General features: G+C 63.2%; 22 protein-coding genes and 1 pseudogene. 8 read left to right on the top strand and 15 right to left on the bottom strand.

Annotated elements, in window-relative coordinates; translation table 11 throughout:
• Positions 1 to 11: 11 nt before the first annotated feature.
• On the bottom strand, positions 12 to 389 hold the full coding sequence (locus FCS99_RS16235) for a hypothetical protein (protein ID WP_233352686.1): 378 nt from the start codon (positions 387 to 389) through the stop codon (positions 12 to 14).
• A 30-nt stretch (positions 390 to 419) separates the two neighbouring features.
• A pseudogene (locus FCS99_RS16240) lies at positions 420 to 620 on the bottom strand (TetR/AcrR family transcriptional regulator); the annotation flags it as partial.
• A gap of 82 nt (positions 621 to 702) precedes the next feature.
• Here FCS99_RS16240 and FCS99_RS05445 point away from each other — a divergent pair.
• The 3 genes from FCS99_RS05445 (at position 703) to FCS99_RS05455 (ending at position 4967) form a co-directional block, all read left to right on the top strand.
• A complete protein-coding gene (locus tag FCS99_RS05445) occupies positions 703 to 1608 on the top strand; it encodes an alpha/beta fold hydrolase (protein WP_138511059.1) in 906 nt (301 codons plus the stop codon).
• Positions 1605 to 3911, top strand: coding sequence for a TonB-dependent receptor (locus FCS99_RS05450; RefSeq protein ID WP_138511060.1), 2307 nt, complete (start codon positions 1605 to 1607; stop codon positions 3909 to 3911). Before FCS99_RS05445 ends, FCS99_RS05450 begins: the two co-directional genes overlap by 4 nt.
• 114 nt (positions 3912 to 4025) lie before the next feature.
• On the top strand, positions 4026 to 4967 hold the full coding sequence (locus FCS99_RS05455; RefSeq protein WP_138511061.1) for an alpha/beta fold hydrolase: 942 nt from the start codon (positions 4026 to 4028) through the stop codon (positions 4965 to 4967).
• On the opposite strand, the gene FCS99_RS05460 is transcribed toward FCS99_RS05455, so the two are convergent.
• The 10 genes from FCS99_RS05460 to hppD all read right to left on the bottom strand — a co-directional run bounded on the left by FCS99_RS05460 (position 4964) and on the right by hppD (position 12033).
• Positions 4964 to 5323: a BlaI/MecI/CopY family transcriptional regulator gene (locus FCS99_RS05460; protein WP_171036247.1), complete on the bottom strand. Its 360-nt coding sequence runs from the start codon at positions 5321 to 5323 to the stop codon at positions 4964 to 4966. The two genes, FCS99_RS05455 and FCS99_RS05460, sit on opposite strands and share 4 nt — an antisense overlap.
• 124 nt (positions 5324 to 5447) lie before the next feature.
• A complete protein-coding gene (locus FCS99_RS05465) occupies positions 5448 to 5978 on the bottom strand; it encodes a DUF4199 domain-containing protein (protein ID WP_138511063.1) in 531 nt (176 codons plus the stop codon).
• An 88-nt stretch (positions 5979 to 6066) separates the two neighbouring features.
• On the bottom strand, positions 6067 to 6558 hold the full coding sequence (locus FCS99_RS05470) for a response regulator transcription factor (protein WP_138511064.1): 492 nt from the start codon (positions 6556 to 6558) through the stop codon (positions 6067 to 6069).
• Entirely contained in the window at positions 6558 to 7274 is a 717-nt protein-coding gene (locus FCS99_RS05475) for a hypothetical protein (protein WP_138511065.1), read from the bottom strand. The genes FCS99_RS05470 and FCS99_RS05475 overlap by 1 nt, the downstream gene beginning before the upstream one ends.
• A complete protein-coding gene (locus tag FCS99_RS05480; RefSeq protein WP_138511066.1) occupies positions 7271 to 8008 on the bottom strand; it encodes a hypothetical protein in 738 nt (245 codons plus the stop codon). The genes FCS99_RS05475 and FCS99_RS05480 overlap by 4 nt, the downstream gene beginning before the upstream one ends.
• Positions 8005 to 8751: a hypothetical protein gene (locus tag FCS99_RS05485; protein ID WP_138511067.1), complete on the bottom strand. Its 747-nt coding sequence runs from the start codon at positions 8749 to 8751 to the stop codon at positions 8005 to 8007. Before FCS99_RS05485 ends, FCS99_RS05480 begins: the two co-directional genes overlap by 4 nt.
• Positions 8748 to 9515 (bottom strand): hypothetical protein, encoded by a 768-nt coding sequence (locus FCS99_RS05490; RefSeq protein WP_138511068.1) that lies wholly within the window; start codon positions 9513 to 9515, stop codon positions 8748 to 8750. The genes FCS99_RS05485 and FCS99_RS05490 overlap by 4 nt, the downstream gene beginning before the upstream one ends.
• Positions 9512 to 10255 (bottom strand): hypothetical protein, encoded by a 744-nt coding sequence (locus FCS99_RS05495; RefSeq protein ID WP_138511069.1) that lies wholly within the window; start codon positions 10253 to 10255, stop codon positions 9512 to 9514. The genes FCS99_RS05490 and FCS99_RS05495 overlap by 4 nt, the downstream gene beginning before the upstream one ends.
• 155 nt (positions 10256 to 10410) lie before the next feature.
• Positions 10411 to 10944, bottom strand: a complete 534-nt coding sequence (locus tag FCS99_RS05500) for a VOC family protein (protein ID WP_138511070.1) — start codon at positions 10942 to 10944, stop codon at positions 10411 to 10413.
• 9 nt (positions 10945 to 10953) lie between these two features.
• Positions 10954 to 12033 carry a 4-hydroxyphenylpyruvate dioxygenase gene (hppD, locus tag FCS99_RS05505; RefSeq protein ID WP_138511071.1) on the bottom strand — a complete coding sequence of 360 codons (1080 nt, stop codon included), beginning with the start codon at positions 12031 to 12033 and terminating at the stop codon, positions 10954 to 10956.
• Between the two features lie 123 nt (positions 12034 to 12156).
• Between hppD and FCS99_RS05510 the strand changes: the two genes are divergently transcribed.
• The 3 genes from FCS99_RS05510 to typA all read left to right on the top strand — a co-directional run bounded on the left by FCS99_RS05510 (position 12157) and on the right by typA (position 15802).
• Entirely contained in the window at positions 12157 to 12642 is a 486-nt protein-coding gene (locus FCS99_RS05510) for a MarR family winged helix-turn-helix transcriptional regulator (RefSeq protein WP_138511072.1), read from the top strand.
• Positions 12643 to 12712: 70 nt separating this feature from the next.
• Positions 12713 to 13888, top strand: coding sequence for a cache domain-containing protein (locus FCS99_RS05515; protein ID WP_138511073.1), 1176 nt, complete (start codon positions 12713 to 12715; stop codon positions 13886 to 13888).
• Positions 13889 to 13975: 87 nt separating this feature from the next.
• Positions 13976 to 15802 carry a translational GTPase TypA gene (gene typA, locus FCS99_RS05520; protein ID WP_138511074.1) on the top strand — a complete coding sequence of 609 codons (1827 nt, stop codon included), beginning with the start codon at positions 13976 to 13978 and terminating at the stop codon, positions 15800 to 15802.
• 636 nt (positions 15803 to 16438) lie between these two features.
• Here the strand turns inward: typA and FCS99_RS05525 are convergent.
• Positions 16439 to 19171: a M16 family metallopeptidase gene (locus tag FCS99_RS05525; RefSeq protein ID WP_138511075.1), complete on the bottom strand. Its 2733-nt coding sequence runs from the start codon at positions 19169 to 19171 to the stop codon at positions 16439 to 16441.
• Between the two features lie 97 nt (positions 19172 to 19268).
• Positions 19269 to 20999, bottom strand: a complete 1731-nt coding sequence (locus FCS99_RS05530; protein WP_138511076.1) for a hypothetical protein — start codon at positions 20997 to 20999, stop codon at positions 19269 to 19271.
• A gap of 143 nt (positions 21000 to 21142) precedes the next feature.
• On the opposite strand from FCS99_RS05530, the gene FCS99_RS05535 reads away from it, so the two are divergent.
• Positions 21143 to 21919 (top strand): SDR family oxidoreductase, encoded by a 777-nt coding sequence (locus FCS99_RS05535; RefSeq protein ID WP_138511077.1) that lies wholly within the window; start codon positions 21143 to 21145, stop codon positions 21917 to 21919.
• On the opposite strand, the gene FCS99_RS05540 is transcribed toward FCS99_RS05535, so the two are convergent.
• Positions 21916 to 22488, bottom strand: a complete 573-nt coding sequence (locus FCS99_RS05540; protein WP_171036248.1) for a TetR/AcrR family transcriptional regulator — start codon at positions 22486 to 22488, stop codon at positions 21916 to 21918. The genes FCS99_RS05535 and FCS99_RS05540 overlap by 4 nt on opposite strands.
• A 144-nt stretch (positions 22489 to 22632) precedes the next feature.
• On the opposite strand from FCS99_RS05540, the gene FCS99_RS05545 reads away from it, so the two are divergent.
• Entirely contained in the window at positions 22633 to 23826 is a 1194-nt protein-coding gene (locus FCS99_RS05545; protein WP_138511079.1) for an efflux RND transporter periplasmic adaptor subunit, read from the top strand.
• Positions 23827 to 23900: the final 74 nt, after the last annotated feature.

The following is a 23900-nucleotide window of genomic DNA, read 5'->3' on the forward strand; positions in this document are numbered from 1 at the left end:
CCGTTCGCGCGCTAGTGGTTGAGGCCGCGGGCGATCAGGTCGGCAGCGGTTCGGGCCACTTCTTCCGCACTGCGTTCCTGATCCCAGATGCCATAGCGAAGACCCAGGAAGACGCTCATCCCGATCAGGGCCCAGGCCCGGGTCGACTGGTCGCCTTCGCTGATCTCGCCGCGTCCGGCCGCATCGGACAGATTGCGCTCATAACGGGCGGCGAAACTGTCATAGTGTAGCCGATACGCATCAGGTGCCACGAATTGCGACTCCTCGATGATGCGGTAGAGATTGGGGTGGGCGCGGGCAAATTCGATATAGGCAAGAAGGCCGAGATATTCGGCATCCAGCCGGTCGTTTGCCGTCTTGACCCGGTCCGCGATCCAGCTTCGGGTCATCTCCCCCATATGGGCCACAAGGGCCCGGAATATTTCATCTTTCGAATCGAAATAGACGTAGAATGTGCCCAGAGCGACAGACGCGCGGCGGGTAATATCGCCGATGGAAGTGGTGTGGAATCCGTTCTCGCCGAACGCCCCTTCTGCCGCCTCCAGCAGTTTGTTCCGCGTTCGCTCCCCACGAGCCGTTTTCGGCTTTTTAGACGCCGGTTGTGTTTCCAAAGTTGACATATGATTCAGTTTTCACAAGATTGCCGTCAAAGCAATATGACACACTAAGGCCGAAAACAAACGGCCATCGGGGAGAGAGCACGTGTTGCACGTCCGACAGGACCGAGCGATGGAGCGTGACAGCGTCGGACAGGTCGTCCTTCGCGATGGAACCCCCATGGCCTTTTCGGACACTGGTGCCGGTCCTGTCATCCTGGCCATTCACGGTTGGGCCGCGAGCCGCGGCTTCTTTACGGACCTGGCGGACCGGCTCGGTGATCGCTACCGAGTGATCATACCGGACCTGCGCGCCCACGGGGATACGCCGGCCGGCAGCCTGCCGCTCGACATGGATACGCTGGCGGACGACATCACCGAATTGATGGACAAGCTCGACCTGGACCCGGTGGTGCTGATCGGCTGGTCGATGGGCGCGATGGTCGCCTGGGCCATGATCCGCCAGAACGGGACGGACCGGTTGAGCGGGCTGGTGGTCGAGGACATGACCCCGCGCGTACTCAATGACGCCGATTGGGATCTGGGCATGTCACGCGGGCTGACGGAAACCTCCAGCGTGCGCGCGACGGATTTGATGCGGGCCGACTGGCCCGCCTATGCCGCGGGCTTTGCGCCGCGCCTGTTTGCGGCCCGTCATGCCGACCACGCCCTGGTCCGCGAAGCGGCCGAGGAATTGTCGCGCCGCGATGGCGAGGCGATGGCGGCCCTTTGGACCTCGATGACATCACAGGACATGCGACCGGTGCTGGGCGAGATGCGCCTGCCCATCCTGGTGGCCCATGGCGCCGAGAGCGCCGCTTACGGACCGGAGACGAGCCGGTATCTCGTCGACACCCTGCCTCAGGCAGACCGCCTAGAGTTTGCCCATTCCGGGCACACGCCGCACCTCGAGCAAGCTGAAGACTTTGCCCGTGCGGTCGACCAGTTCGTCTCCCGCCAGTGTGCCGGAGCGGAACCACAACAAAACACCGAGGGGAGTTTCTCACCATGATCCGCACCATGACCAAAACCGCGCTCCTTCTGAGCACGGTCGCCAGCACGGCGCTTGTCGCTGCGCCGGCTCTTGCTCAGGACGAGGGCGTCAACGAAACCCGTGACGTCATCACCGTCACGGCCCGCCGCCGCGAAGAAACCATCCAGGACGTCCCGATGTCGGTGACGGCCATGTCTGGCGACATGCTGGAAGACATGGGCGCCGTCGACATCACGGCCATCGCCGAGACCACGCCGAACGTGACGCTGGAAGTCTCGCGCGGCACCAATTCCACGCTGTCCGCCTTCATCCGTGGCGTCGGCCAGCAGGATCCGGTCGCTGGTTTCGAAGCCGGTGTCGGCATCTATGTCGATGACGTCTATCTCAACCGTCCGCAGGCTGCTGTCCTGGACATCTATGATGTCGAGCGCATCGAAGTCCTGCGTGGCCCGCAAGGCACGCTGTACGGTCGGAACACGATCGGTGGCGCCGTGAAGTACGTCACCCGCCGCCTCGACCCGGATGCGCCGACCTTCAACGCCCGGGTCAATGTCGGCTCCTACGGCCAGTTCGACCAGATCGTCTCCGGCTCCATGCCGGTGACCGACAGCTTCCGCATTGGCGGCGCTGTGGCGAACCTGCAGCGCGATGGCTTCGGCGACAATCTCTTCACCGGCGAAGACAATGCCAACAAGGACCTGCTGGGCTATCGCGTTTCGGCCGAGTGGGAGCCGACCGACGGTCTCTTCTTCCGCTTGTCCTATGACAATATCCAGGACGACTCGACGGCCCGCGGCGGCCATCGTCTGACCCCGGGTGCCCTGTCCGGCGCTCCGGTCCTGGACAACGTCTTCGACACCCGAGCCGGCCTGAATGTGGTCGACCAGGAAATCGAGGCCGAAGGCCTGTCGCTGATGGCCGAATGGCAGCTCAACGAAAACTGGACGATCCGCAACATCCTGTCGGACCGCAGCGACACCTCGGTGACGCCGATCGACTTCGACAACCTGCCGTCCGGCGACCTGGACGTGCCGGCGATCTACGAGAACGAGCAGTTCTCCGAAGAATTCCAGCTGCTCTACACCGGCGACCGCCTGAGCGGTGTGATGGGCTATTTCTACATGGACGCGAACGCCCTGACGGTGTTTGACGTGCTGCTGGAAAACACCGGCGCCCTGCTCAGCCTGCCGGGCCTGAACGCCCAGACCTACGGTGATGTCGACACCAAGACCTGGTCGGTCTTTGCCAACTTCACCTATGACCTGACCGATGAGTGGAGCATCACCCTGGGTGGCCGCTACACCGAAGACGAGCGGACCTCGCAGGTCCTGCGCCGCACTTATGTCGGCGGCTTCTCGGAATTCTTCGGCGGTGCGGGTGTCCCGATCGCGACGACGTCGGACTTCAACGGCACCAATTCCTGGGATGACTTCTCCCCGACGGTGACCCTGGCCTGGCAGCCGAGCGACCAGCACAACTTCTATGCAACCTTCAGCCAGGGCTTCAAGGGCGGCGGTTTCGACCCGCGCGGCCAGACTTCCGCGGCCCCGGACCTGGACGGTTCGGGCACCGTGGACGCGGATGACGTCTTCAACTTCATGGCGTTCAACCCGGAAACGGTGGACAGCTTCGAGCTGGGCTGGCGTTACCAGAATGGCCGCTACCGTCACGCCCTGGCGATCTTCGCCATGGATTACACCGACATCCAGGTGCCGGGTTCCGTGGGTGTGGATACCGACAATGACGGCATCAATGACACCTTCACCGGTGTCACGACCAATGCCGGTGCCGCCACCATTCGCGGTATCGAGTATGAAGGTAATCTCGACCTGGTCAGCGGTCTCTTCAACGACACCGACAACCTGTCCTTCTCCTGGGCCGTTGGCCTGCTGGACGGCGAGTACGACCAGTTCATCAACGCCTTCGGTGTCGATGTCTCCAATGATGTCGTGATCCAGAACACGCCGGACGCGACGGGCTCGCTGACGGCGGTCTACTCGACCGGTCTGGCCGGCGGTGATCTGCGCGTGCTCAACACGCTCAGCTATCGCGGCGACTCCAGCCAGTTCGAATTCCCCTTCCCGCTGCTCGACCAGTCGGCCTACACGCTGTGGAATGCGTCGGTTGTCTGGAGCAGCGAGGATGATCGCTGGGAATTCGGCGTGCACGGCCGCAACCTGACGGACCGCGAGTACAAGGTCTCCGGCTATGACTTCGTGAACAACCAGACCCTGGCGCCTGAGCTGGGCCTGGAAGGCACGCTGGTCGCCTATTACGGCAATCCGCGCACCATCACGGCAACGGCGGCGTTCCGCTACTGATCAGCCCCGGGCGAGCCGGCCCTCCCTGGCTCGCCCGAAACGGCTACACTGGACCGGCGCTTTGTCATGAAGCGCCGGTCTTTTCATGACAGGTCCATGCTTGAGGATTGAACGATGAAGTTTTTTGCCGGCCTTCTGGCCCTGGTACTCCTGGTTGCCGGTGTGGTCGCCTGGCTGGTCTTCGGGTCGGGCGATGATGCGGGCCAGGAGGCGGTCGACGCCGTCGACTCCCCTTATTGGAACAGCGAAACCGATCAGCGCATCGATATTGATGGCGTCCTCGCCCGGGTCCGGGTCGAGGGACCGCAGGATGCACCGGTCGTGGTCCTGGTCCATGGCTTCTCCCACTCGCTGGAAAGCTGGGATGGCTGGGCAGCAGACCTGTCATCGGACTATCGCGTGATCCGGATAGATTTGCCGGGGCACGGCCTGACCGGTCCGGACCCGCAGCAGCGCTATTCCGTGCCGCAAACCGTCGAATTCCTGGCCGGGCTGATGGACGCGCTGGATATCGAGCAGGCACATCTGGCGGGCAATTCCCTGGGCGGGCTGGTGGCCTGGCGCTATGCCGCCGACCATGGCGACCGCGTGGACAGCCTCGTCCTGGTCTCACCGGGCGGTTATTCCATCAACGGGGTGACGGAAGATCCGGTGCCGGTGCCGGTGGGCGTGAGCTTCTATCTCACTCAGGCGCCGCAAGCGATGGTCGCCGCGGCGACCGGTGCGCTCTATGGCGATGCGTCCCGTCTTGATCCGGCCGTGCCGGAACGCGTCCATGCGCTGATGCGCCGGGAGGGCGTCGGCCAGGCCATGGTGGAGCGGCTGGAAGTGTTCACCCTGCCGGACCCGGATGCGGACCTGGCGCGGGTCGAGGCTCCGGTCCTGATCTTGTGGGGGGAAGCGGACAGCATGGTGCCGGTCGAACACGCGGCCCGTTTCGAGACGGCGCTGCGCGATGCGCGGCTCGTGACCTATCCGGATCTGGGCCATGTCGCCCATGAGGAGGATCCGGCGCGGACGCTGGAGGATGTCAGGGCTTTCCTGGCGGAGCGCTAGCCCTTGCGGCGTTCGGCGATCTCGGCCTGAAGGTCGGCCCAGTCCTGCGGGTCGACATCGCTCTCGCGCAGGACCACGACACCGGCCCCACCCGTCGGGCTGTCTCCGGCGAGGAGGCGGCCCAGCGTATGGGTGCGGGCGGTTTCGCGGTTGAGACGCGGGCGATACACCACGTCCCGGCCAGTTTGGTGCCGGGAAACGGCACCCTTGTTTCGCAGGCGGCGCAACAGGTTGAGCAGTTCGCCGGCCGGCCGCTGGGTGGCCATGGCCAATTCGCCCACGGAAGCCCCGCCGCGATCCCACAGGATGCGCATGGCGTTGTTTTCGTCTTCCGTCAGCGAATGATGTGCGGACATGTCTGCCATTTCCCCAGCCTTGATCCGATTGCCTCGTTTTGCAACAGACGTCTGTTGTTAACAGATGATTAGCAAATGTCGCGCCGACGGGGCGACCGTCGCCGCGACAAGCCTTCCGGCCAGATCAGGCTGTGCGAGGCAGCAGGCGCGGATTCCGCAGCAGGGCGGCCGAAACCAGACTGACCAGGAGCCCGACCGGGAAAATCTCCGAGAAGGTCATGGGCAGGCGGAACCACCAGTTCGCATACAGATCGGCAAAGCCGTGCATCTGCTCGCGAAAAGCCTCAATCTCGGCCTCGCTGGCCCCGGCTTCGCGCTGGGCTTCGATCTGGCCGGCCATATAGGCGTCCATGAAACCCCCGCCAGACAGGTTGAAATAGATCTCCCAGGTCAGCGTGTAAAAGAGGCCGGCCAGGGCTGCGACGCCGGCACCCAGAACCAACGCCTGCCAGAACTTGATCACGCCGCCCAGATTGATGTCCCGATGGCGTTTGATGGCCAGAAATATGAAGGACAGGGCCAGCAGCATGGTCAGATAGCCGAAGGCTTCGGACCCGCTTCCATGCTCGGAACGGATCAGAGTGAAGCCCAGAAGCATGAGGGCAGACACGGTCAGCCCGGACAGGCTGCCGAAGATGAGGATGATGCGGGACATGATGAGGCACCTTTTCGTGTTGTGAGGGCTCACAGAGGGGCGTCGGATTGCGATTTCGGCGTCACCCGATCAGGTGATTTTCGTGAAATCACACCCGATTGTCCGCTCCACCGCGGTTCAAGCCGGGGGTCGGGATCAGTCGGAGGTGCCGGGCCTGCTCAATGGCTGCGACCCGGCCCGAGACGTCCAGCTTGTCGTAAATGCGGGCGATATGGGTCTTGATCGTGTTGGCCGAGACGCTGAGCTGCTCGGCGATCTCCCTGTTGGAACCGCCGCTTGCCAGGGCTTCCAGAACCGTCAATTCGCGCGGTGTAATGCCCAGCGCGCGGATGGCCGCGACATTGCGGACGAAGACGTCCGGTGCGGCCTGGCGCCGGGTCAGATGAAGGCCCAGCCAGAGGCCCAGTCCGGCAAAGGGCACGGCAAGCAGGCCCGCGAAGACTTCCAGGCCCAGCGTGCGGGCCCAGAAACGGTATTCCAGCCATTCCAGGAGGAAGACCCCGGCGGCGAGCGCCAGGGCGAAGCCGGTTATGGCAATCCAGCCGGACCGCGGCCAGGCTGGGCGAGCGGACCGGGCCATCACGCTGCATCCCCGGACGCCGGCAGGGCATCGAGCACGTTCTCTGCCCGCTCCAGCGTGCCGCGATGCCAGTATAGATTGACCTGGTTGACCCTCTGGGTGAGCCGCGCTGCAGCAAACGTGTCCGGTGAGCGCCGGATCTCGGCGATCGCGTCGGACAGGTGGGGCGGCAGGTCTCCGCGACTGTCGAGCGAGAAGGACTGTGCCTGGACAAGAATGCCCGCATTGTCCGTGATCAGGCGGGCGAGCGAGGCATAGGCCAGCTCCTGCCGCCGCACCTGTTCATCGAACTCGACCAGAGCCGTTCGCAGGCTTTCCGACCGGATCAGCCGCATTTCGCCGGAGGCCAGGAGTTCGGCATAGGTGGCGGAGCGTCCCAAGGGAACGGGTGTGCCGACAGCCTGGTTGAGGCTTGCGAAGAAGGCCTCGGTATCCGTGCCGTCGGGTGTGTCCTGCAGGAAGCGCGCGAAGGCGTCACCTGCCGTGATCCGGGCTTCCAACTGTTCAATTGTCAGGGCCGTCTGATGGCTGATGTCCGTGAAGTCGGCCTGCAACCGCTGTACAATTAGGGCTTCACGCTCACGGTCCAGACGGGCCTCATTCCAGGCGGACACCTGGAAACCGATGCCCACGCCGGCCAGCACGATCAGGAATTCCAGCGTGACGGCGAACCAGTTTTGTTCCTTCAGGGCTCGGGTGATGCGGGCCAGGATCATTCCGTCTCTCCCGTGTCACAGGGGCGCCCGGTTTCCTCGGACAGGCGCTGGCAGAACGCGACCGTGTGGGCTTCCAGCTGGACGATGTAGTGAGCGAAGATGGCATGCATGCGAGCGATCTGGACGACAGCGCTCGTCAGCCGGGGCTCGCTGCGCAGGCGTTCCAGGTCCACCTCGACCCGGGTCACGCGCGGGTCGTCTGTCGGGCGGTGGGCGACGAATTCGCTCAAGCGCTCGGAGAATTCCGTCAAACCGCTGCGAAAGCTCGCATGCTGGCTTTCGACCCAACCGATGTGGCCCTGATAGCGGGTCAGTTCGGTGATGAGATCGGGGTCATTGATCAGGGCGAGATCACCCGATTGCTCCAGCGCGTCATAGGTGTTCTGCCGGAAGGGCGGCAGGGTGAAATACATGAGTTGGGCGACGGCGCGATCGAAGTCCGGCTGGTTTCTCTCTGTCAGCGCTGCGCCCATGGCGATCTCGACGAGCAAGGCCCGTTCTGCCTGGCGTTCGGCATCGGTCGCAATCCGCCCGCGAAGGGCCTGGATGGTCTGCTCGCTTTCCAGCTGTAGGCGTTCCAGTGCCTGACCGACGCGGGCGGTATCGATGCGTCGCTCATTCCAGGCAGAGACCTGGAAAGCCAGAAGAACGCCGGCCACCACGATGACAAATTCGATCCCCACCGAGAGCCAGTTCTGGTCTGCCAAAGCCTTGCGGATACGCGACAGGATCATTCCGTGCCTCCACTGAGGGTGCCGCAATCGAGCTCGTCCGGCACATCGAGGCCCAATTCCGTGCCCACGGCGATCCTCAGATTGTCCGCCACGTCCGCCATGTCACCCAGCCAGGCCAAATTGGCGTCGGTGATGCGCAGGGCGTGGCCGAGGGAATTGAGGAAGACATCATCGTCGGCCAGGGCTTCGAAATCATAGGTGATGCGATAGACCGAGCCGGGCGATGGACGCAGGCGCGAATGGACCTCGTTGAGGAAGGATCCCTGGGCGTTCACCAGGATCTGGATGTATTCGTCATAGGACGTCAGTTCAGCATCCGTTTCGGCAATCTGGGCGCGCAGGGTTTCATTGGTGATGATATTGGCGCGGCCGCCATTGATCAGCTCGTTCAGGGTGGCCCGAAACGGAGAGCCGGTCTGGACCCGGGTGGATGCAACCAGCTCAAACCCGCTATCGGTCACGGCGTCGGGATCCCGGAGCAGAAGGGCGTCGAGCGTGGACTGGGCCCGATTATTCCATTCCGCGACATTGTCTCGCTCCCGCTGGATGCGGCAGACCGACAATTGCATGTCCCGGTGTAGACGCGTGAGGTAGATTTGCTCGGTTTCCCGGTCCGTGCGTTCCGCGTTCCAGGTGGTGACCTGGAAACCGATCACCACCCCCAGGATCACGATCAGGAATTCCAGCGCGACGGCGAACCAGTTCTGTTCGCGCACGGCTTTCATGAGGCGGGACAGGATCATGACGGGGTCTCCGCTTCGCTCCGGGCGGGATGACCGGTCTCCAGACCCAGGGCTTCATCCACTTCCGCATGCAGCCGGTCCAGATGGGTGTCCACGAAGCTGAGCGGGAAGGACACGAAATCCGTCAGGCCGCGCGTGTTCAGGACGGTGTCAGCGAGGAAGGCCGGGTCAGCGCGCATGCTGTCCAGGTCGCACTCGATCCGTACGCTTTCTCGACCATCCGGCCGGGTCTCGAGCGACAGTGTGAAATGCTCCGGGTGGGCGCTCATCAGCGAAACCTGGGCCTCGAACAGGTTCTGGCGCACGCTGCGGGCAAAGTCGCGAAGCTGCAGGGTGGACAGGGCCTGTTCCCGCACCACGTTATCGCGGATCAGGTCCATGCGACCTGTCGCGATCAATTCCTCGATGGTTGGCAGCGAGTCCGGCGGCTGATCAAAATCATGCGACGCCGCGAGCCCTGCGCAGATCTGCGTCTCCAGCCCGGGCGGGGGTGTCTCGCTGAGCAAGGCCCGCCGCGCCGTCAGGACCCGGTCCAGAAGATTGGCATAGAGCGGGCTGAGTTGGTCACGGCCCTCATCGAGCACCAGAAGGTCATTGTGCAGCCGGCGCAAGAGCTCCGTCTCGCCGCGCCGGTCGCTTTGCACCTGGTTCCAGTTGCTGATCTGGAAACCGATCACGACACCCAGAATGACAATCACGAATTCGATGCCGACGGCGAGCCAGTTCTGGTCTTTCAGGGCGCGGGAGATGCGGGACAGGATCATTGTGACGCCCCCCGGTCTTGCAGGGCCTGCACCACGGTTTGTGTCCGCGCTTCCAGCCGGTTGGTGACAAACCAGGCGTATTCGATATTCAGTGAAACCAGCGCCAGGAGGCCGGCGAAATTCCCGTCCTCGGACAAGGCCTCCCAGTCGGACGGGAAGCGGACGGGGACGTCTTCCAGCAAGCCGATATCGGGAAAGGCCGCGACCAGGCTTTCTTTTGACAGGCCCGGGAACAGGACCTGGCCATCCCCATCGCCCATGGCGGCTTCGATATTGTGTTCGGTGTCACGCAGATTGGCCAACTCCCGCTGCCAAAGGCGCAGGGCCTGGTCGACTTCCGTGCCCTGGATCAGGCGCTGGACCACGGCGTTGTCCAGCTGCAGGGACGCGGACCGGTAAAGTTCGAGCTCTGGTGCCGAGAACGCCTGGGTGGCCAGATAGTCCAGACGGGCCGTATCGGTGTCCGGACCAAACCCGGCCAGTGATTGGCGGAGTTCGAGCAGTTCGGCGCTCTGGCGTTCCAGGCTTTCTGCATGCCGGCGAATATCGGACAGGCTCTCGGTCATTTCAGCTTCGACCAGCTGTAGAAGATCCTCGGCACGCCGGATTTCCGTCCGGTTCTCGGCATATTGCGAGATCTGGAAAGCGAGCAGAACACCGAGGATGACAATCAGGAACTCGATCGCGATGGCGAGCCAGTTCTGCTCGCGCAGGGCCTTTGAAATGCGGGCCAAGATCATGAATCACCGCCTCCCCAGCCGGTTGAGCGACACTGTTCAACAAAACGGCAGGTCGCAAAAGGGGAAAGCGGTCAGTCTGCGTCCCGCCCAAGAAAAACGCCCCGGCAGGGAGGTGCCGGGGCGATCAGGAACTGAGGCCGGTTGGGGGAGATGCGTCAGTCCTGTTCGTGCAGCCAGGCGGCGTGCTTGGGCGCACGCTTGGTCTGGCTCCACTCTTCGATCATCAGAGGCGCAACTTCATTGAGCTGCTTCATCTGATCCGGGGTTCCCGTATTGGCCGCCAGTTCGAGACGGTGACCATTCGGGTCGAAGAAATAGATCGACTTGAAGATGCCGTGATTGACCGGGCCGAGCACATCGAGGCCTTCGCCTTCGATATGGGCCTTGGCCTTCTCTAGGGCTTCAAGGTCTTCAACCTCGAAGGCGATGTGCTGAACCCAGGCCGGGGTTTGCGGGTCGCGACCCATTTCCGGCGAGTTCGGCAGTTCGAAGAAGGCCAGCACATTGCCCATCCCTGCATCCAGGAAGATGTGCATGTAGGGATCCGGTTCCTTGGTTGAGGGCACCTCGTCTTCGGCGATGGCCAGGACCAGGTCCATGTTCATCACGCGCTTGTAGAAATCGACCGTCTCCTTGGCGTCCTTGCACCGGTAGGCGACGTGGTGGATGCGCTTGAGATTGACCGACATGGTGACCTCTTATTCCGCTGCCTGGATGACACCGCGATTGATCTGGTCGCGTTCGATGCTTTCGAACAGAGCCTTGAAATTGCCCTCGCCGAAGCCCTCGTCTTCCTTGCGCTGAATGAATTCGAAGAAGATCGGACCGATCGCCTTTTCGCCGAAGATCTGCAGCAGGAGACGCGGCTGGCCGCCTTCGGTTGTGCCGTCGAGCAGGATGCCACGCTTCTGGAATTCCTCGACCGGCTCACCATGGCCCGGCAGACGCTCGTCCAGCATCTCGTAATAGGTTTCCGGCGGGGCGGTCATGAATTTCACGCCGCATTCCTTGAGCCGGTCCCAGCACTCGATGAGATTGTCGCAGGAGAAGGCGATGTGCTGGATGCCTTCGCCCTTGTACTCGCGCAGATATTCTTCGATCTGGCCGACGCCGTCGGATTTCTCTTCATTCAGCGGGATGCGGATCAGACCGTCCGGCGCCGTCATGGCGCGCGACAGAAGGCCGGTATACTCGCCCTTGATGTCGAAATAGCGGATCTCACGGAAGTTGAAGAGGTCCTCGTAATACTTGGCCCAATAGTCCATGCGGCCCTTGTAGACATTGTGCGTCAGGTGATCGATCACCTTGAAGCCGCAGCCTTCCGGATGGCGCTCGACACCGTCGAGATATTCGAAATCGATGTCATAGATGGACTGGCCGTCCTCGAAACGGTCGATCAGATAGACCGTGGCGCCGCCAATGCCCTTGATGGCCGGCAGGCGCAGTTCGGAGACGCCGGTTTCCGTTTCGACCGGCTGGGCGCCTTTTTCCAAGGCGAGGGAATAGGCCTGTTTGGCATTCTTCACGCGGAAGCCCATGCCCGACGCGGACGGGCCGTGTTCGGCGGCGAAGAAGGCGGCGGGCGTGCCCGGCTCGTAATTGATCAGGAAGTTGATATCGCCCTGGCGCCACAGCTCGATGTCCTTGGAGCGGTGGTTGGCGATGTGGGTGAAGCCCATGGTCTGGAAGACGGGTTCAATGACGCCGCGTTCCGGGGCGGCGAATTCCACGAATTCAAAGCCGCACAGGCCCATCGGATTTTCAAACAGATCTGCCATGTCTCGTCTCCTGGATTGTCTCGAAGTGCCGCCCGGACAGCGGGGGCACGACCCCGATTTTGACGCTTCGCTATCATATTGGTTGCTATTGCGTCAAGTTGTGATTGCAACTATTATGGCGTCATGACCGAACCGAAATCCATCACGGCGCAGACGCCGCCCGACGCCATTCGTCTCGATGAATACTGGCCTTACCAGGTGACCGTCCTGGCCGACCGGATTTCCCGGCGCACGGCGGCGATCGTGAAGCGCGAGGCCGGGCTCAACCTGTCGCAATGGCGGGTGCTCGCCGCAATCGCGGAATGTCCCGGGCGGACGGCTGCAGAAGTGGTGATGATGACGCCGATGGACAAGGGGATTGTGAGCCGTGCGACCAAGGCGCTTCTGTCAGGGGGTTATCTGGTGCGCGAGGCCTCTCAGCAGGACGGACGGGTGAGCCATCTCTTCCTGACCCAGGCCGGGGCCGACCTTTATTCGGCGCTGAAACCTTCGGTCGAGGCGGTGGCCAGGGGCGCGAATTTGCACTTGTCAGACCCCGACCAGGCCGCGTTCTGCACGCGCCTGAAACAGCTGGCCGACGCCTTGCCGGATACCGAACTGAACGGCTGAGCCGGGATTCATCAAATATCACGCGCGTTTCGCGGCCCTTTGTGCAAAGAGGAATGCTGGAGGGTGCGCAGTGAAGATGCACTATTGGTTCGTCGCGACATGGCATGTCGTGATCGCGGGGCTCGTGGCTGCCGTGGTCGCGATGTCGGCCTATGGAGTCATGGACCATTCCTTGCGCACGGCCCGCGCCGAGACCCTGCAATCCTATATCCGTGTCCGGGCTGACCGCGAACAAAACCTGTTCAATGAAGCGCGCGGGTTCATCGATGCGGCCGAGCAAGCCTTCCGCCGCCGCCTGGACCAGATTTCCCAGGAACAGGTCGAGGCGGAGTTTGATCGCTTCTTCCCCGAACACGGTGACGGGACCCGGCGTAGTGTGGACGCTCTCTTTGACGGTACCCTGCTGGCCAGCGGGGATTATGTGTTCGGGCTGGGCGCCTTTCTCGCGGATTCCGAGGCGATGACGCTGGAAGAAAAGCGCCGCTACATGGCGAGCTTCCATGCCGTGAGGGCGGTCGGTGAGGCGCATCTGGGTGAGTTCTCCAGCCTGTATTATTTTACCCCGGACCGCCGTGTTCTGATCTTTGCGCCGGAGCGGGAAGACCGGTTGATGTTCTACCGGCGCGAGGCCCCCGCGGATTTCCAATTGCAGGCCGACGAGGACCCGCGCCTCTTTTCCGAGGTCACCAATCCCAATGCCGAGATGCAGTGCACCCGGCTGTCGCGCTTTGTCTACAATGACAGTGGCGAGCGTGCGGCCACGGCCTGCCGCCGTCCGGTGCGGGACGGAGATACGCTTCTGGGCGCTTTCGGCACTTCGATCATGATGAATGATTATCTCGCCGGGACGCTGGAGAACCCGCCGGCCGGGGGGCTCAACATGATGTTCGACCGTGACGGCTCGGTGATTGCCCGCGGCTCGACCAGCCTGTCCGGCGACCGGACCCATGTCAGCCCGACCGAGATCATGGATTTGCTGGCCGATGATCCGCGTCCGCGCGGCATTGTGGAAACGCCCGACCGCATGCATCTGATCGCCTTCAGCCGGGTGGCGGGGCCGGACTGGTATTTCGTGTCCGTGGTGCCGCTGGCGGATCTGGAAGCGTCCGCCCAGCACCAGGCGGCCAAGCTCTTCATCCTGGCCTTCTTGGTGACCCTGGCCGGCGCGGCCCTGCGCGGCGGCATCCGCCGCTGGAAGCCGGTGAGCCGGTTTCTTGAGGCCCGCAAGGCTCCCGGCTCGGACTAGGCCCGCAACACACACAGAATAAGCACTGGCCACGCCGTCTCATGCAGCGTATGAGGGCGCGCCCTTTCACCACAGGAATCCATGCCCATGAGCGCGTCCCTCGATAAGCTGCGCAATATCGCCATTGTGGCCCACGTCGACCACGGCAAGACGACACTGGTCGATCAGCTGCTGCAGCAATCCGGTACGCTCGGCGAGCGCGCCAATGTCTCCGAGCGCATGATGGACTCCAATGATCTGGAGAAAGAGCGCGGCATCACCATTCTCGCCAAGAATACGGCAGTGACCTGGAATGACTGGGCGATCAATATCGTCGATACGCCCGGCCACGCCGACTTTGGTGGTGAGGTGGAACGGGTCCTGTCCATGGTCGATGGCGTTCTTCTCCTGGTCGATGCGGTCGACGGCCCGATGCCGCAGACCTCCTTCGTGACCAAGAAGGCGCTGGCGCGCGGGCTGAAGCCGATCGTGGTGATCAACAAGGCTGACCGTCCCTCCGCCCGCCCGGACTGGGTGGTGGACCAGACCTTTGACCTGTTCGACCGACTTGGCGCCAATGAGGAACAGCTCGACTTCCCGGTCGTTTATGCTTCCGCCCTTCAGGGCTGGGCGGCCAATGAGGCGGGCGAGATCGGCACCGACATGCAGCCGCTCTTCGAGATGATCACGAAGCACACGCCGGAGCCGGCGGTGGACCGGGATGGTCCGCTGCAGCTGCAGGTCTCGGCGCTGGACTATTCTTCCTTCACCGGCGTGATCGGCATTGGCCGGGTCGCGCGTGGCAAGCTGAAGAAGAACCAGGCCGTCACCGTCGCCAAGGCCGATGGCCGCAAGGTGAAGGGCAAAATCCTTCAGATCTTCGGCTTCCATGGCCTGGAAAAGGTCGAGCGTGACAGCGCCCAGGCCGGTGACATCATCACCTTCACTGGCATTGAGGATCTCAAGATTTCCGACACGGTCTGCGACCCGGATCATGTCGAGGCCCTGCCGCCGCTCTCCGTCGATGAACCGACCCTGTCCATGACCTTCCAGGTCAATGACAGCCCGTTTGCCGGCCGTGAGGGCAAGTTCGTCACCTCGCGCAATATCAAGGACCGTCTCGACCGCGAGCTGATCCACAATGTCGCCCTGCGCGTGGAACAGCAGGATGATGCGGACAAGTTCACCGTCTCCGGACGCGGCGAGCTGCACCTGTCCATCCTGATCGAGAACATGCGCCGCGAGGGTTTCGAGCTGGCTGTTGGCCGTCCGCGCGTGGTCCTGAAAGAGGAAAACGGCGAGATCCTGGAACCGTTTGAAAGCCTGACCGTGGACCTGGAAGAGGAACACCAGGGCGGCGTCATGGAAAAGCTCGGCCTGCGCAAGGCCGAGATGAAGAACATGGTGCCGGACGGGCATGGCCGGGTGCGGATCGACTATGTCATCCCGACCCGCGGCCTGATCGGCTTCCGCTCCGAATTCCTGACCCTGACCTCGGGCACGGGCCTGATGTTCCACACCTTCGACCACTATGGTCCGCGCACGACCGGCGAGATCGGCCAGCGCCACAATGGCGCGATCATCTCCATGATCGACGGCAAGGCGCTGGGCTTTGCCCTGTTCAACCTGCAGGAACGCGGCAAGCTCTTCATCGGTCACGGTGTCGAGGTCTATGAAGGCATGATCATCGGCGTGAATGCCCGCGAAGAGGACATGATCGCCAACCCGACCAAGGGCAAGAAGCTGACCAATATGCGCGCCTCGGGCACGGACGAGAACATCGTCCTGACCCCGCCGATCAAGCTGACCCTGGAATACGCGCTGGAATTCATCGATGACGACGAACTCGTCGAAGTGACCCCCCAGTCGATCCGCATCCGCAAGATCTGGCTGAAAGAGCACGAACGCAAGAAGGCGTCCCGCGCCGCCGGCTAGGGCGAGCGCTGAGGCCTCCATCACCCTTGTGTCATCCCGGATGGATGCCCGGCCTTGAGCCGGGCGCAAATCCGGGACCCATAATCCCGGTTTGAATCCAGCGATCGGAAATGGTGGCGTCTGCTTTCGGGCTGATCCTGCTTGTATGGGTCCCTGATCTGCGCCCCGCCTTCGCGGGGCATCCGTCAGGGATGACAAGGGGATGTGATTGAAGAAGGGGGTATAGCGCCACGGCGTTTCCGCCTGGCGGTATGAAAGGTGTGCGGGAGACCTGACGGGTCGGATTTCGTAGTGAGTGTGAGTGACCTGACAGGTCTCCCGCACGCGGAGATTTGATCGTCTTCCCTTGCGGGCGACGCACCGAAACCGCCAGGGTTTCAAACACGGTCGTGACCTTGTGCCGTGTGCCCTGAACGATGGCCCTGCCGGTGCTCAGGCTGTCACCCCCTCGCGCGGACAGGCTCCGCACACTTCCGGGCACAAGGGACTGAGCTCGCGCCTCTCTTCCCGAAAGTCGAGGAAGAGTCTCTCACAAGTTGTGGGGGTGGGGATAAGTTTTGGTGGGCCGCTTCGCGGACAAAGAAAAAGGGCGCCCCGGTCGGAGCGCCCTTTCTTGTTTCATCCTGTCGCTGAGCCTTACTGGCCCAGTGTGCGGATCTCGATTTCGCCCATGTCGAGGTCGCGGATGCTGTCCTCGATGACGGCGGCGTCGCCGACGATGAGCCAGACGAGGTTGTCGGTGTTGACGACGTCCTCGGCGGCCTCGTGGATCGGGCCGAGTTCCAGGGCGCGATAGCGCTCGGTCAGCGTGGCCGGATAGTTCCAGTCACGACCGTAATTATAGCTCGACACCAGCGAGCTGCGGACGGCAGCGGCGGTTTCGAACTGGCCGGGCAGGGAGCGCGTGGAATTGTTCACGGAGCGCTCCAGCTCGGCTTCGGTGGCCGGATTGGTGCTGGTGAATTCATGGAATTCGCGCAGCAGTTCCGACAGGCTGTCGGCGGTGCGGTCGGTCTGGACCGGCGCATAGACGATCCACGGCCGCTGGCCGCGAGCGCCCCAGAGCAGGGTTTGCGCCCCGTAGGACCAACCCTTGTCCTCACGCAGGTTCATGTTGACCCGGGCCGTAAAGGACCCGCCGATGGCGTCATTCATCGCGGAGTAGACCTCCGGATTGTCGACATTGCCCTCCGGACCGATCAGGCCGGCTAGGATCAGCGATTGCGGCGAGTTCGGACGGTCCACGATGATCACGCGCGGCTGACCGGAATTGGACGCTTCGCCCATATTCTTGACCGGAAGCGGTGTGGACGGCGCATCCCAGCGGCGGAAGGCGCGTTCCAGCATCGGCGTGATCGCCTCCAGCGTCGTGTCACCGACGATGAAGAGGGTGGCATTGTCCGGACGCAGCCAGGTCTGCTGGTGGGCCACCAGGGCTTCACGGGTAAAGCCTTGCACCGCTTCCGGCGTGCCCGAGCCCGTGAAGGGCACCGAATAGGCATGGTCATCACCATACATTTCCGGCGGCAGGGTGCGCAGGGCGATGGCGATCGGATTGGCCATTTCCTGGCGGATGCCGTTGAGGGTCTGCTCGCGCACACGCTCGATATCCGCATCGGCGAACGTCGGATCGGTGATCACGGTCGCCATCAGGTTCAGCGAATCCTGCAGGTTGGAGGACAGGGCGGAGAGGGTCACCGTTGACAGGTCCAGATTGGCCCCGGTCGACAGATTGGCGCCCAGGCGCTCGGCCTCGGCGGAAATTTCCAGCGCATCCATGCGGCCGGCGCCTTCATCCAGCATGTCCATCATGAAGGAGTTCAGGCCCAGGGCACCGCCTTCGGCACTGTCAGCGGCATAGCCGGCATCGAAGACCATCTGCATCTCGACCACCGGAACCGCGTCACGGCGCACGAAGACAATGTCGACGCCATTGGACAGTTCAGCCGTCTGAACCTCCGGCCAGACCAGGTCCGGCGTGGTGTCCACGACGGGCAGGGCCGAGCGGTCGGCATCAGTCTCGACCGAGGCATAATCGCCAAAGGGCAGGACATTGATCTGGTGCGACCCGGTGGTGAGCCATTCATTTGCCGTCGCCGTCATGGCGTCGGCGCTGGCATTGTTCATGCGCTCCAGATTGGTACGCCAGAAGCCCGGATCACCGGCATAGAGCTGACCTTCGGCCAGTGCCACGGCCTTGCCGCCAAAACCGCCGATCTGTTCAAGGCCGCGAATGGTGGAGGCGTTCATGCGCGTGCGTGCGGCTTCCAGCTCGTCCTCGGTCGGGCCCTCTTCGAGCAGCTCGCCCAGGATTTCATCAATGCGGGCCGAGGCCGCGGCGACATCCTCGCCCGGGTTCAGCGTCACTTCGATGTGGAACTGGCTGGCCAGCTGGTGTTCCTCGACATAGGCCACGGCGCGGGTCGCGACCTGACGGTCGAAGACGAAATCGCGATAGAGGCGCGAGGTGCGGCCGCCACCCAGAACCGTCGCAAAGACTTCCAGTTCGGCGCGCTCCTGCGTGATGCGGCCGGGCACCACCCAGGTGCGGTAGATGCGCGGCTGAGGCACATCATCATACATCACTTCGGTGGTGTCGTATTCGCGTTCCGGGATCCACTGGTCCATGCGGGTCAGCGGCGGGCCCACCGGGGCGTCGCCGAAATAGCGCTCGACCAGCGGGCGGGCTTCCTCGGCATCAATGTCACCGGCCAGGACCAGGACGGCATTGGAAGCGCCGTAATACTGGCGGAACCATTCCTGGACATCCTCCAAGGAGGCATTGTCCAGATCTTCCATCGAGCCGATCGTGGAGTGGGCGTAGGGATGGCCTTCCGGGAAGAGGGCGCGCAGCTGGGAATATTCCACCATACCGTAGGGCTGGTTGTCGCCCTGGCGCTTCTCGTTCTGGACCACGCCGCGCTGCTCATCCAGGCGTTCCTGGTCGACGGCGCCGAGCAAATGGGTCATCCGGTCGGATTCCATCCACAGCGCCATGTCCAGGGCCGGGGTCGGCACGGTCTGGAAGTAGTTCGTGCGATCAAACCAGGTCGTGCCGTTCATGCCGGTCGCGCCGACCTGTTCGAAGGGCCCGAAATAATCATCGTTGTAATTCTCCGACCCGTTGAACATCAGGTGTTCGAACAGGTGCGCAAAACCGGTGCGGCCGGCCGGCTCATTGGCCGAACCGACGCCATACCAGATCGACACGGCCACGATCGGTGCCTTGCGGTCCTCATGGACCACCACCGTCAGGCCGTTCTCGAGCTGGAAGCTCTCATAGGGAATATCGACATCGGGCACTTGCGCTGTCGCCAGGCCGGTAAAGGCCAGCGCAGCGGTGAGCGCCGCGGTAAAGACACGGGTCATTGGTTTCTCCCACCTCGCATGCGTGTGGCCGCAAAGTGCAACGAGCGGTGCATGGGGGGGAAGTAAAATACCTGTAATGTTCGGTGGAAGGGCGGACTCAGAAGCGCAGCAGTGCTCGCACACGGGCCTCGTCATCGCCGAAGCGCAGCCGAATCTGGTCGAGGCAGTCCGAGCCGGGCGTGGCGGCCTCTTCGGCCGAAGTCCGCGTATCCTGGGCGTAGGCCGCCTCGGCACCGCCGGCCAAGGCGCGGCGGTCGATCTCTTCCAGAATGTCCAGACGGGAAGGGGTCATGAGATCATTGAGCCGGATGTGAGCCCCATTCGGCATGATCAGGGCGTAGCGCGTATTGAGGACTTGCCGTCCGTCCCGGTGTCCGACGAAGCAACTTGTCTCGATCCGTTCGGCGTCTTCGAAAATGAAGGTGTTTCGGGCGAGGCTGAGGTAGCCGGACTGATAGATGTGGTCGCGGGTGACGGCCTGATAGGACAGCCCGTCCAGAACCACGAACGCAGCCGTGATCGCAATCGCCAGAGCACCAAGCTTGCGGCTGGTCGGGGTGGCGCGCTGGAAAGCGGACTGGATATAGCTGGCGGGGTCGAATTTGGAGAGCGCGGAAATCCGGTCCAGACGGATGTCCTGGGTCAGACCGTACTTGAAATCGGTGGCGTCCCGAGGCCCGCCGCTCATCGTGTTCCAGCCCTGGCGCAGATAGAGATATTCGGCAAAGCGGCGGCTGCGCGCGAATGCAATCTGCCAAGCCGGCCAAACCAGAATGATGCCCGCGAACACGGCCAGCACCGTCCCCGGGCCGATATTTTCCGGACGGATCAACCAGTCGGCTTCCGGCGGATTGGGGATGATGATCTGGTGCAGGGCGTAGGTGACACCGTATCCAGCAGCCATGCAGAGCAGCATGCCCACCATGACTCCGCCCACGCCCAGAACGCCCGGAGACCAGGCCCAGATCCCGGGATATGTCTGGGCCTGATTGTACTCGTCCAGAGCCGACGTCGCGGCTTCGATAAAGTCTGTCTCTCTTGTATTCAACGCGCGCCTGAAGCGTTCGGACTTGGGCCTGCTGAGTGAAAGGAAGAGTGCCTGGCCGATCAGATAGAGACCCATGACGCCTGCCCCGACGCTTGCCGTTATTGCGACCTTGGCCAGCCCTTCTGACCACACGTTGGTCCGTGTAATGGCGGGCAGGATGTCGGGAGAAAAGACAGCTTGTTCGAACAAGACGCGCTGAAGGAGATCAAAGGCGATCCCGCCGACAAGAAAGCCGAAGCCCAGCAGGCCGAGCCAGAGCAGGACGAAGACGATCAACCAGAGCGAGCCCAGGACAGAACGGAGCATGCTTTGCGTGGACGGTGGCTGGGTCAGTTTATCCGTACCCGCCGACGCTTCGGGTTCCGCCTCGGTGGGAGCGTGTTTTTCGGTGGCCTTGATCCAGAGCCACAACAGGCTGAGGGCCGGTATCAGGAGTAGGCCGAACCAGGCCAGGGCGATGGCTGCAGAGATCACGGTTTTCCCGATCAGGAAGAGATCAAGAATTGCGGACCCATAAACCAGAAAAGTCGTGACCGGCATGCAGAGGGCGCGGACGCGCGCTTTGTCACGCGGGATACGGGAGTAAAGGACACCGACAAGAATGGCCGCGACCTGCACGCCCAGAAACCCCTGGACCAACCAGAGCGACCCCGACGGAATGCCCATCGCGTCCCGGGCGGCGGGGATCAGGCTCATACTGGCCAGCAAGGCCACCAGTACGACCAGTGACAGGACAAGCGCGCGGCCTAGCCAGCGCGGAAGCGAACGCGTATCGGACACAGATTCCCCCGGATCGAAGCGGTCATGCTAGCGCGGGTGGTCTTGTGTGCAAGCCTGCGTTGTCACAATACCGCGACCTCGACAGGGGCTCCGGCAGAGGCTAAGCCTCGCATCAATTCATAATCTTTTCCGGGGGAGTTCCCATGCTCGATAATCTGTTTTCGCTCGAAGGTCGCACAGCCCTGATCACGGGTGGGTCGAGGGGCATCGGGGAGATGATCGCCGAGGGGTATCTGCGGGCCGGAGCGAAGGTCTATATCTCGTCGCGCAAGGCGGAGGACTGCTTTGCGACGGCAGAGCGTCTGGCGCAGTTCGGTGAGTGCATTGCCCTGCCGGAGGATGTGTCCGGGGCCGATGGCGCCAAGCGTCTGGCCGAGAAATTCCTCTCCCATGAGAGCAAGTTGGACATCCTGGTGAACAATGCCGGGGCCGCCTGGGGCGCGCCGCTGGAGGAGTTTCCGGAGAGCGGCTGGGACAAGGTGATGGATCTCAATGTGAAATCGCCCTTCTTCCTGGCTCAGGCCCTGCTCGGTGCGCTGAAGGCGGCCTCGTCGCCGGAGCAGCCGGCCAAGATCATCAATATCGCCTCGATCGACGGCCAGTCGGTCTCGATGATGCAGACCTATTCCTATGCGGCCTCCAAGTCCGGCCTGATCCATCTGACCAAGCGGATGGCGCTGGAGCTGGCGCCGCAGAACATCATCGTCTCGGCGATCGCGCCGGGGGCGTTTGCGTCCAAGATGAACAAGGTGGCCCGCGATCATGCCGACGCCGTGGCCGAGCACATTCCCTCGCGCCGGATCGGGGCGCCGGAGGACATGGCCGGGGCGGCCATCTTCCTGGCCTCGCGGGCCGGGGATTATGTCGTGGGCTCGACGCTCACCGTGGATGGCGGCGTGGTGCATACGCGCGGCGGCTAGGTCTCCGCGATCGCTTCCTCGATCAGACGGGTCAGCCGCGCGATCATGGCGTCGCGCGGCAGCGCCTTGATGAAGGCATCGCCGTGGATCTTCGTCGAGATGATCAGGCCCATCAGCACGGATCCGAACAGGCGGGCCCGCAAGAGCGGGTCGCGTCCGCCGATCATGTTGGCCATGGGCTCGTTATAGCGCTGGTTGATCGAGCGCCGGACCATGTCTCCGGCTATCGGCGAGGCGGCGGAATTGAGCAGGAGGAGCAGGTCGTCCAAGGGCTTGTCCGCGCCGCCTTCATCGACCAGGTGCTCCGCCGTGCGGCGGGCCAGCCCGTCCGCGCCGCCTTCCAGCAGGTCGGACTTCTTGGACGTTTCGAGCACGCGCTCGAACAGCTCCGCCTTGGAGCCGAAATAGCGCGAGATCAGCGCTGAATCCACGCCGGCCAGGGCCGCGATCTCGCGGATGCCGATCTGGTCATATCCGTCATGGGCGAAGCGGTCTCTGGCCGCTTCCAGAATGGCGCAGCGTGTCGCCTCTGCATTCCTCGCCCGGGCTGTCGCCGGTTGTGTTTTCATCGACCGAAATCTTTTGTGATCTTTCTTTGTCATCAAGTGTTGACATCCGTGCGAGCGAATGTCAAATACAAGTCATCCAGCGATGACATAGAGGCCAAAGGCCCCGTCATCACTGACCGGACTTCCAGATAAGGGCTCCTCCCCATGCCTTACCGCCTCGCCGCACTCTGCGGCGCTTTTTTTGCGTCCATCGCCTTGTCCGCGTGCAGCGCGGGCGATGCCGAGCCGGCTGCCCCCCAGCAGCGCCTGCCCAGTGTTGAAGTCGCCAATCCGCTTGTTCAGGAAGTGGCGGACTGGGACGAATTCACCGGCCGTTTCGAGTCGCCGCAACATGTCTCCATCCGGGCCCGCGTGAGCGGATATCTGGAAGAGGTTCATGTCCGCGATGGCGACACCGTCGAGGCTGGCGCGCTTCTGTTCACCCTTGATCGCCGCCCCTACGAGGCGGCCTACCAGGCCGCCCGCGGCCGCGCCCAGATGGCGCGGGCCACGGCCAGCCAGGCGGAAGCCGATCTGCAGCGCGCCGAAGAACTGCGCGCCGTGGATGCGGTCTCCGAGGAGAATTTGGAACAGGCGCAGACGGCCCTGGCCAATGCGCGCGCCTCCCTCGCCACGGCCCAGGCCGATGCCGAAGCGGCGCGCCTGAACCTGGAGTTCACGGAAATCCGGGCCCCCATCGCTGGCCAGCTTTCGGCGCGGACGGTGGATCCCGGCGATCTGGTCCAGGGCAGTACCGCCCAGGGTGATCCGCTGATCACGATTGTCAGTTCCGACCCGCTCTACTTCCCTTTCTATGCGTCGGAAAGCGTGCTGCTGCGCTATCAGCGGTCCAGCGGCACCGGCCAAGGCGCGCCGGTCGAGGTGCGCCTGCAGGATGAGGCGGATTTCTCGCGCTCTGGCGAGATCGTCTTTGTCGACAACCAGATCCAGCCGGGCTCCGGCACGATCCTGATGCGGGCCGAGATCGCCAATCCGGACGGTTTCATCCGCCCGGGCATGATCGGCACGATACGGGTGCGCGGGTCCGAACCCTATGACGCCCTCCTGGTGCCGCGCACGGCCATTGTCGCGGATGCGACACGGCGCCTGGTCTATGTCGTGGGTGAGGGTGACACCGTCACGCCGCGCCAGGTCACGCTGGGGCCGACGAGCGACAATCTCCAGGTCATCCAGAGCGGGCTGAGCCCGTCCGACCGGGTCATTGTCGGCGGTCTCCAGGCCGTGCGGCCCGGTGTCACCGTGACCACGCGACCGGGTCAGATCCAGCGCGAAGCCGCGGCGACTGACGTCACGGCCTCCCTCAACCGTCCGGCGGGAACCGCCCGCGTCACCGACTGAACCGAACACGGCGATCGGCCCAGCCTGCCCCCCGGAACCGATCGACCGTTCGGCCCGGACCCAATGCCCTTAGG

It is taken from the genome of Maricaulis alexandrii (genome assembly GCF_005871165.1).
Lineage (GTDB): Bacteria > Pseudomonadota > Alphaproteobacteria > Caulobacterales > Maricaulaceae > Maricaulis > Maricaulis alexandrii.

Excerpts from the sequence above, each read along its gene's own strand:
- FCS99_RS16235 (WP_233352686.1), bottom strand. The coding sequence starts at position 389 with ATGACCCGAAGCTGGATCGCGGACCGGGTCAAGACGGCAAACGACCGG.
- FCS99_RS05450 (WP_138511060.1), top strand. The coding sequence starts at position 1,605 with ATGATCCGCACCATGACCAAAACCGCGCTCCTTCTGAGCACGGTCGCC.
- FCS99_RS05455 (WP_138511061.1), top strand. The coding sequence starts at position 4,026 with ATGAAGTTTTTTGCCGGCCTTCTGGCCCTGGTACTCCTGGTTGCCGGT.
- FCS99_RS05460 (WP_171036247.1), bottom strand. The coding sequence starts at position 5,323 with ATGTCCGCACATCATTCGCTGACGGAAGACGAAAACAACGCCATGCGC.
- FCS99_RS05465 (WP_138511063.1), bottom strand. The coding sequence starts at position 5,978 with ATGTCCCGCATCATCCTCATCTTCGGCAGCCTGTCCGGGCTGACCGTG.
- FCS99_RS05470 (WP_138511064.1), bottom strand. The coding sequence starts at position 6,558 with ATGGCCCGGTCCGCTCGCCCAGCCTGGCCGCGGTCCGGCTGGATTGCC.
- FCS99_RS05475 (WP_138511065.1), bottom strand. The coding sequence starts at position 7,274 with ATGATCCTGGCCCGCATCACCCGAGCCCTGAAGGAACAAAACTGGTTC.
- FCS99_RS05480 (WP_138511066.1), bottom strand. The coding sequence starts at position 8,008 with ATGATCCTGTCGCGTATCCGCAAGGCTTTGGCAGACCAGAACTGGCTC.
- FCS99_RS05485 (WP_138511067.1), bottom strand. The coding sequence starts at position 8,751 with ATGATCCTGTCCCGCCTCATGAAAGCCGTGCGCGAACAGAACTGGTTC.
- FCS99_RS05490 (WP_138511068.1), bottom strand. The coding sequence starts at position 9,515 with ATGATCCTGTCCCGCATCTCCCGCGCCCTGAAAGACCAGAACTGGCTC.
- FCS99_RS05495 (WP_138511069.1), bottom strand. The coding sequence starts at position 10,255 with ATGATCTTGGCCCGCATTTCAAAGGCCCTGCGCGAGCAGAACTGGCTC.
- FCS99_RS05500 (WP_138511070.1), bottom strand. The coding sequence starts at position 10,944 with ATGTCGGTCAATCTCAAGCGCATCCACCACGTCGCCTACCGGTGCAAG.
- hppD (WP_138511071.1), bottom strand. The coding sequence starts at position 12,033 with ATGGCAGATCTGTTTGAAAATCCGATGGGCCTGTGCGGCTTTGAATTC.
- FCS99_RS05510 (WP_138511072.1), top strand. The coding sequence starts at position 12,157 with ATGACCGAACCGAAATCCATCACGGCGCAGACGCCGCCCGACGCCATT.
- typA (WP_138511074.1), top strand. The coding sequence starts at position 13,976 with ATGAGCGCGTCCCTCGATAAGCTGCGCAATATCGCCATTGTGGCCCAC.
- FCS99_RS05525 (WP_138511075.1), bottom strand. The coding sequence starts at position 19,171 with ATGACCCGTGTCTTTACCGCGGCGCTCACCGCTGCGCTGGCCTTTACC.
- FCS99_RS05535 (WP_138511077.1), top strand. The coding sequence starts at position 21,143 with ATGCTCGATAATCTGTTTTCGCTCGAAGGTCGCACAGCCCTGATCACG.
- FCS99_RS05540 (WP_171036248.1), bottom strand. The coding sequence starts at position 22,488 with ATGAAAACACAACCGGCGACAGCCCGGGCGAGGAATGCAGAGGCGACA.
- FCS99_RS05545 (WP_138511079.1), top strand. The coding sequence starts at position 22,633 with ATGCCTTACCGCCTCGCCGCACTCTGCGGCGCTTTTTTTGCGTCCATC.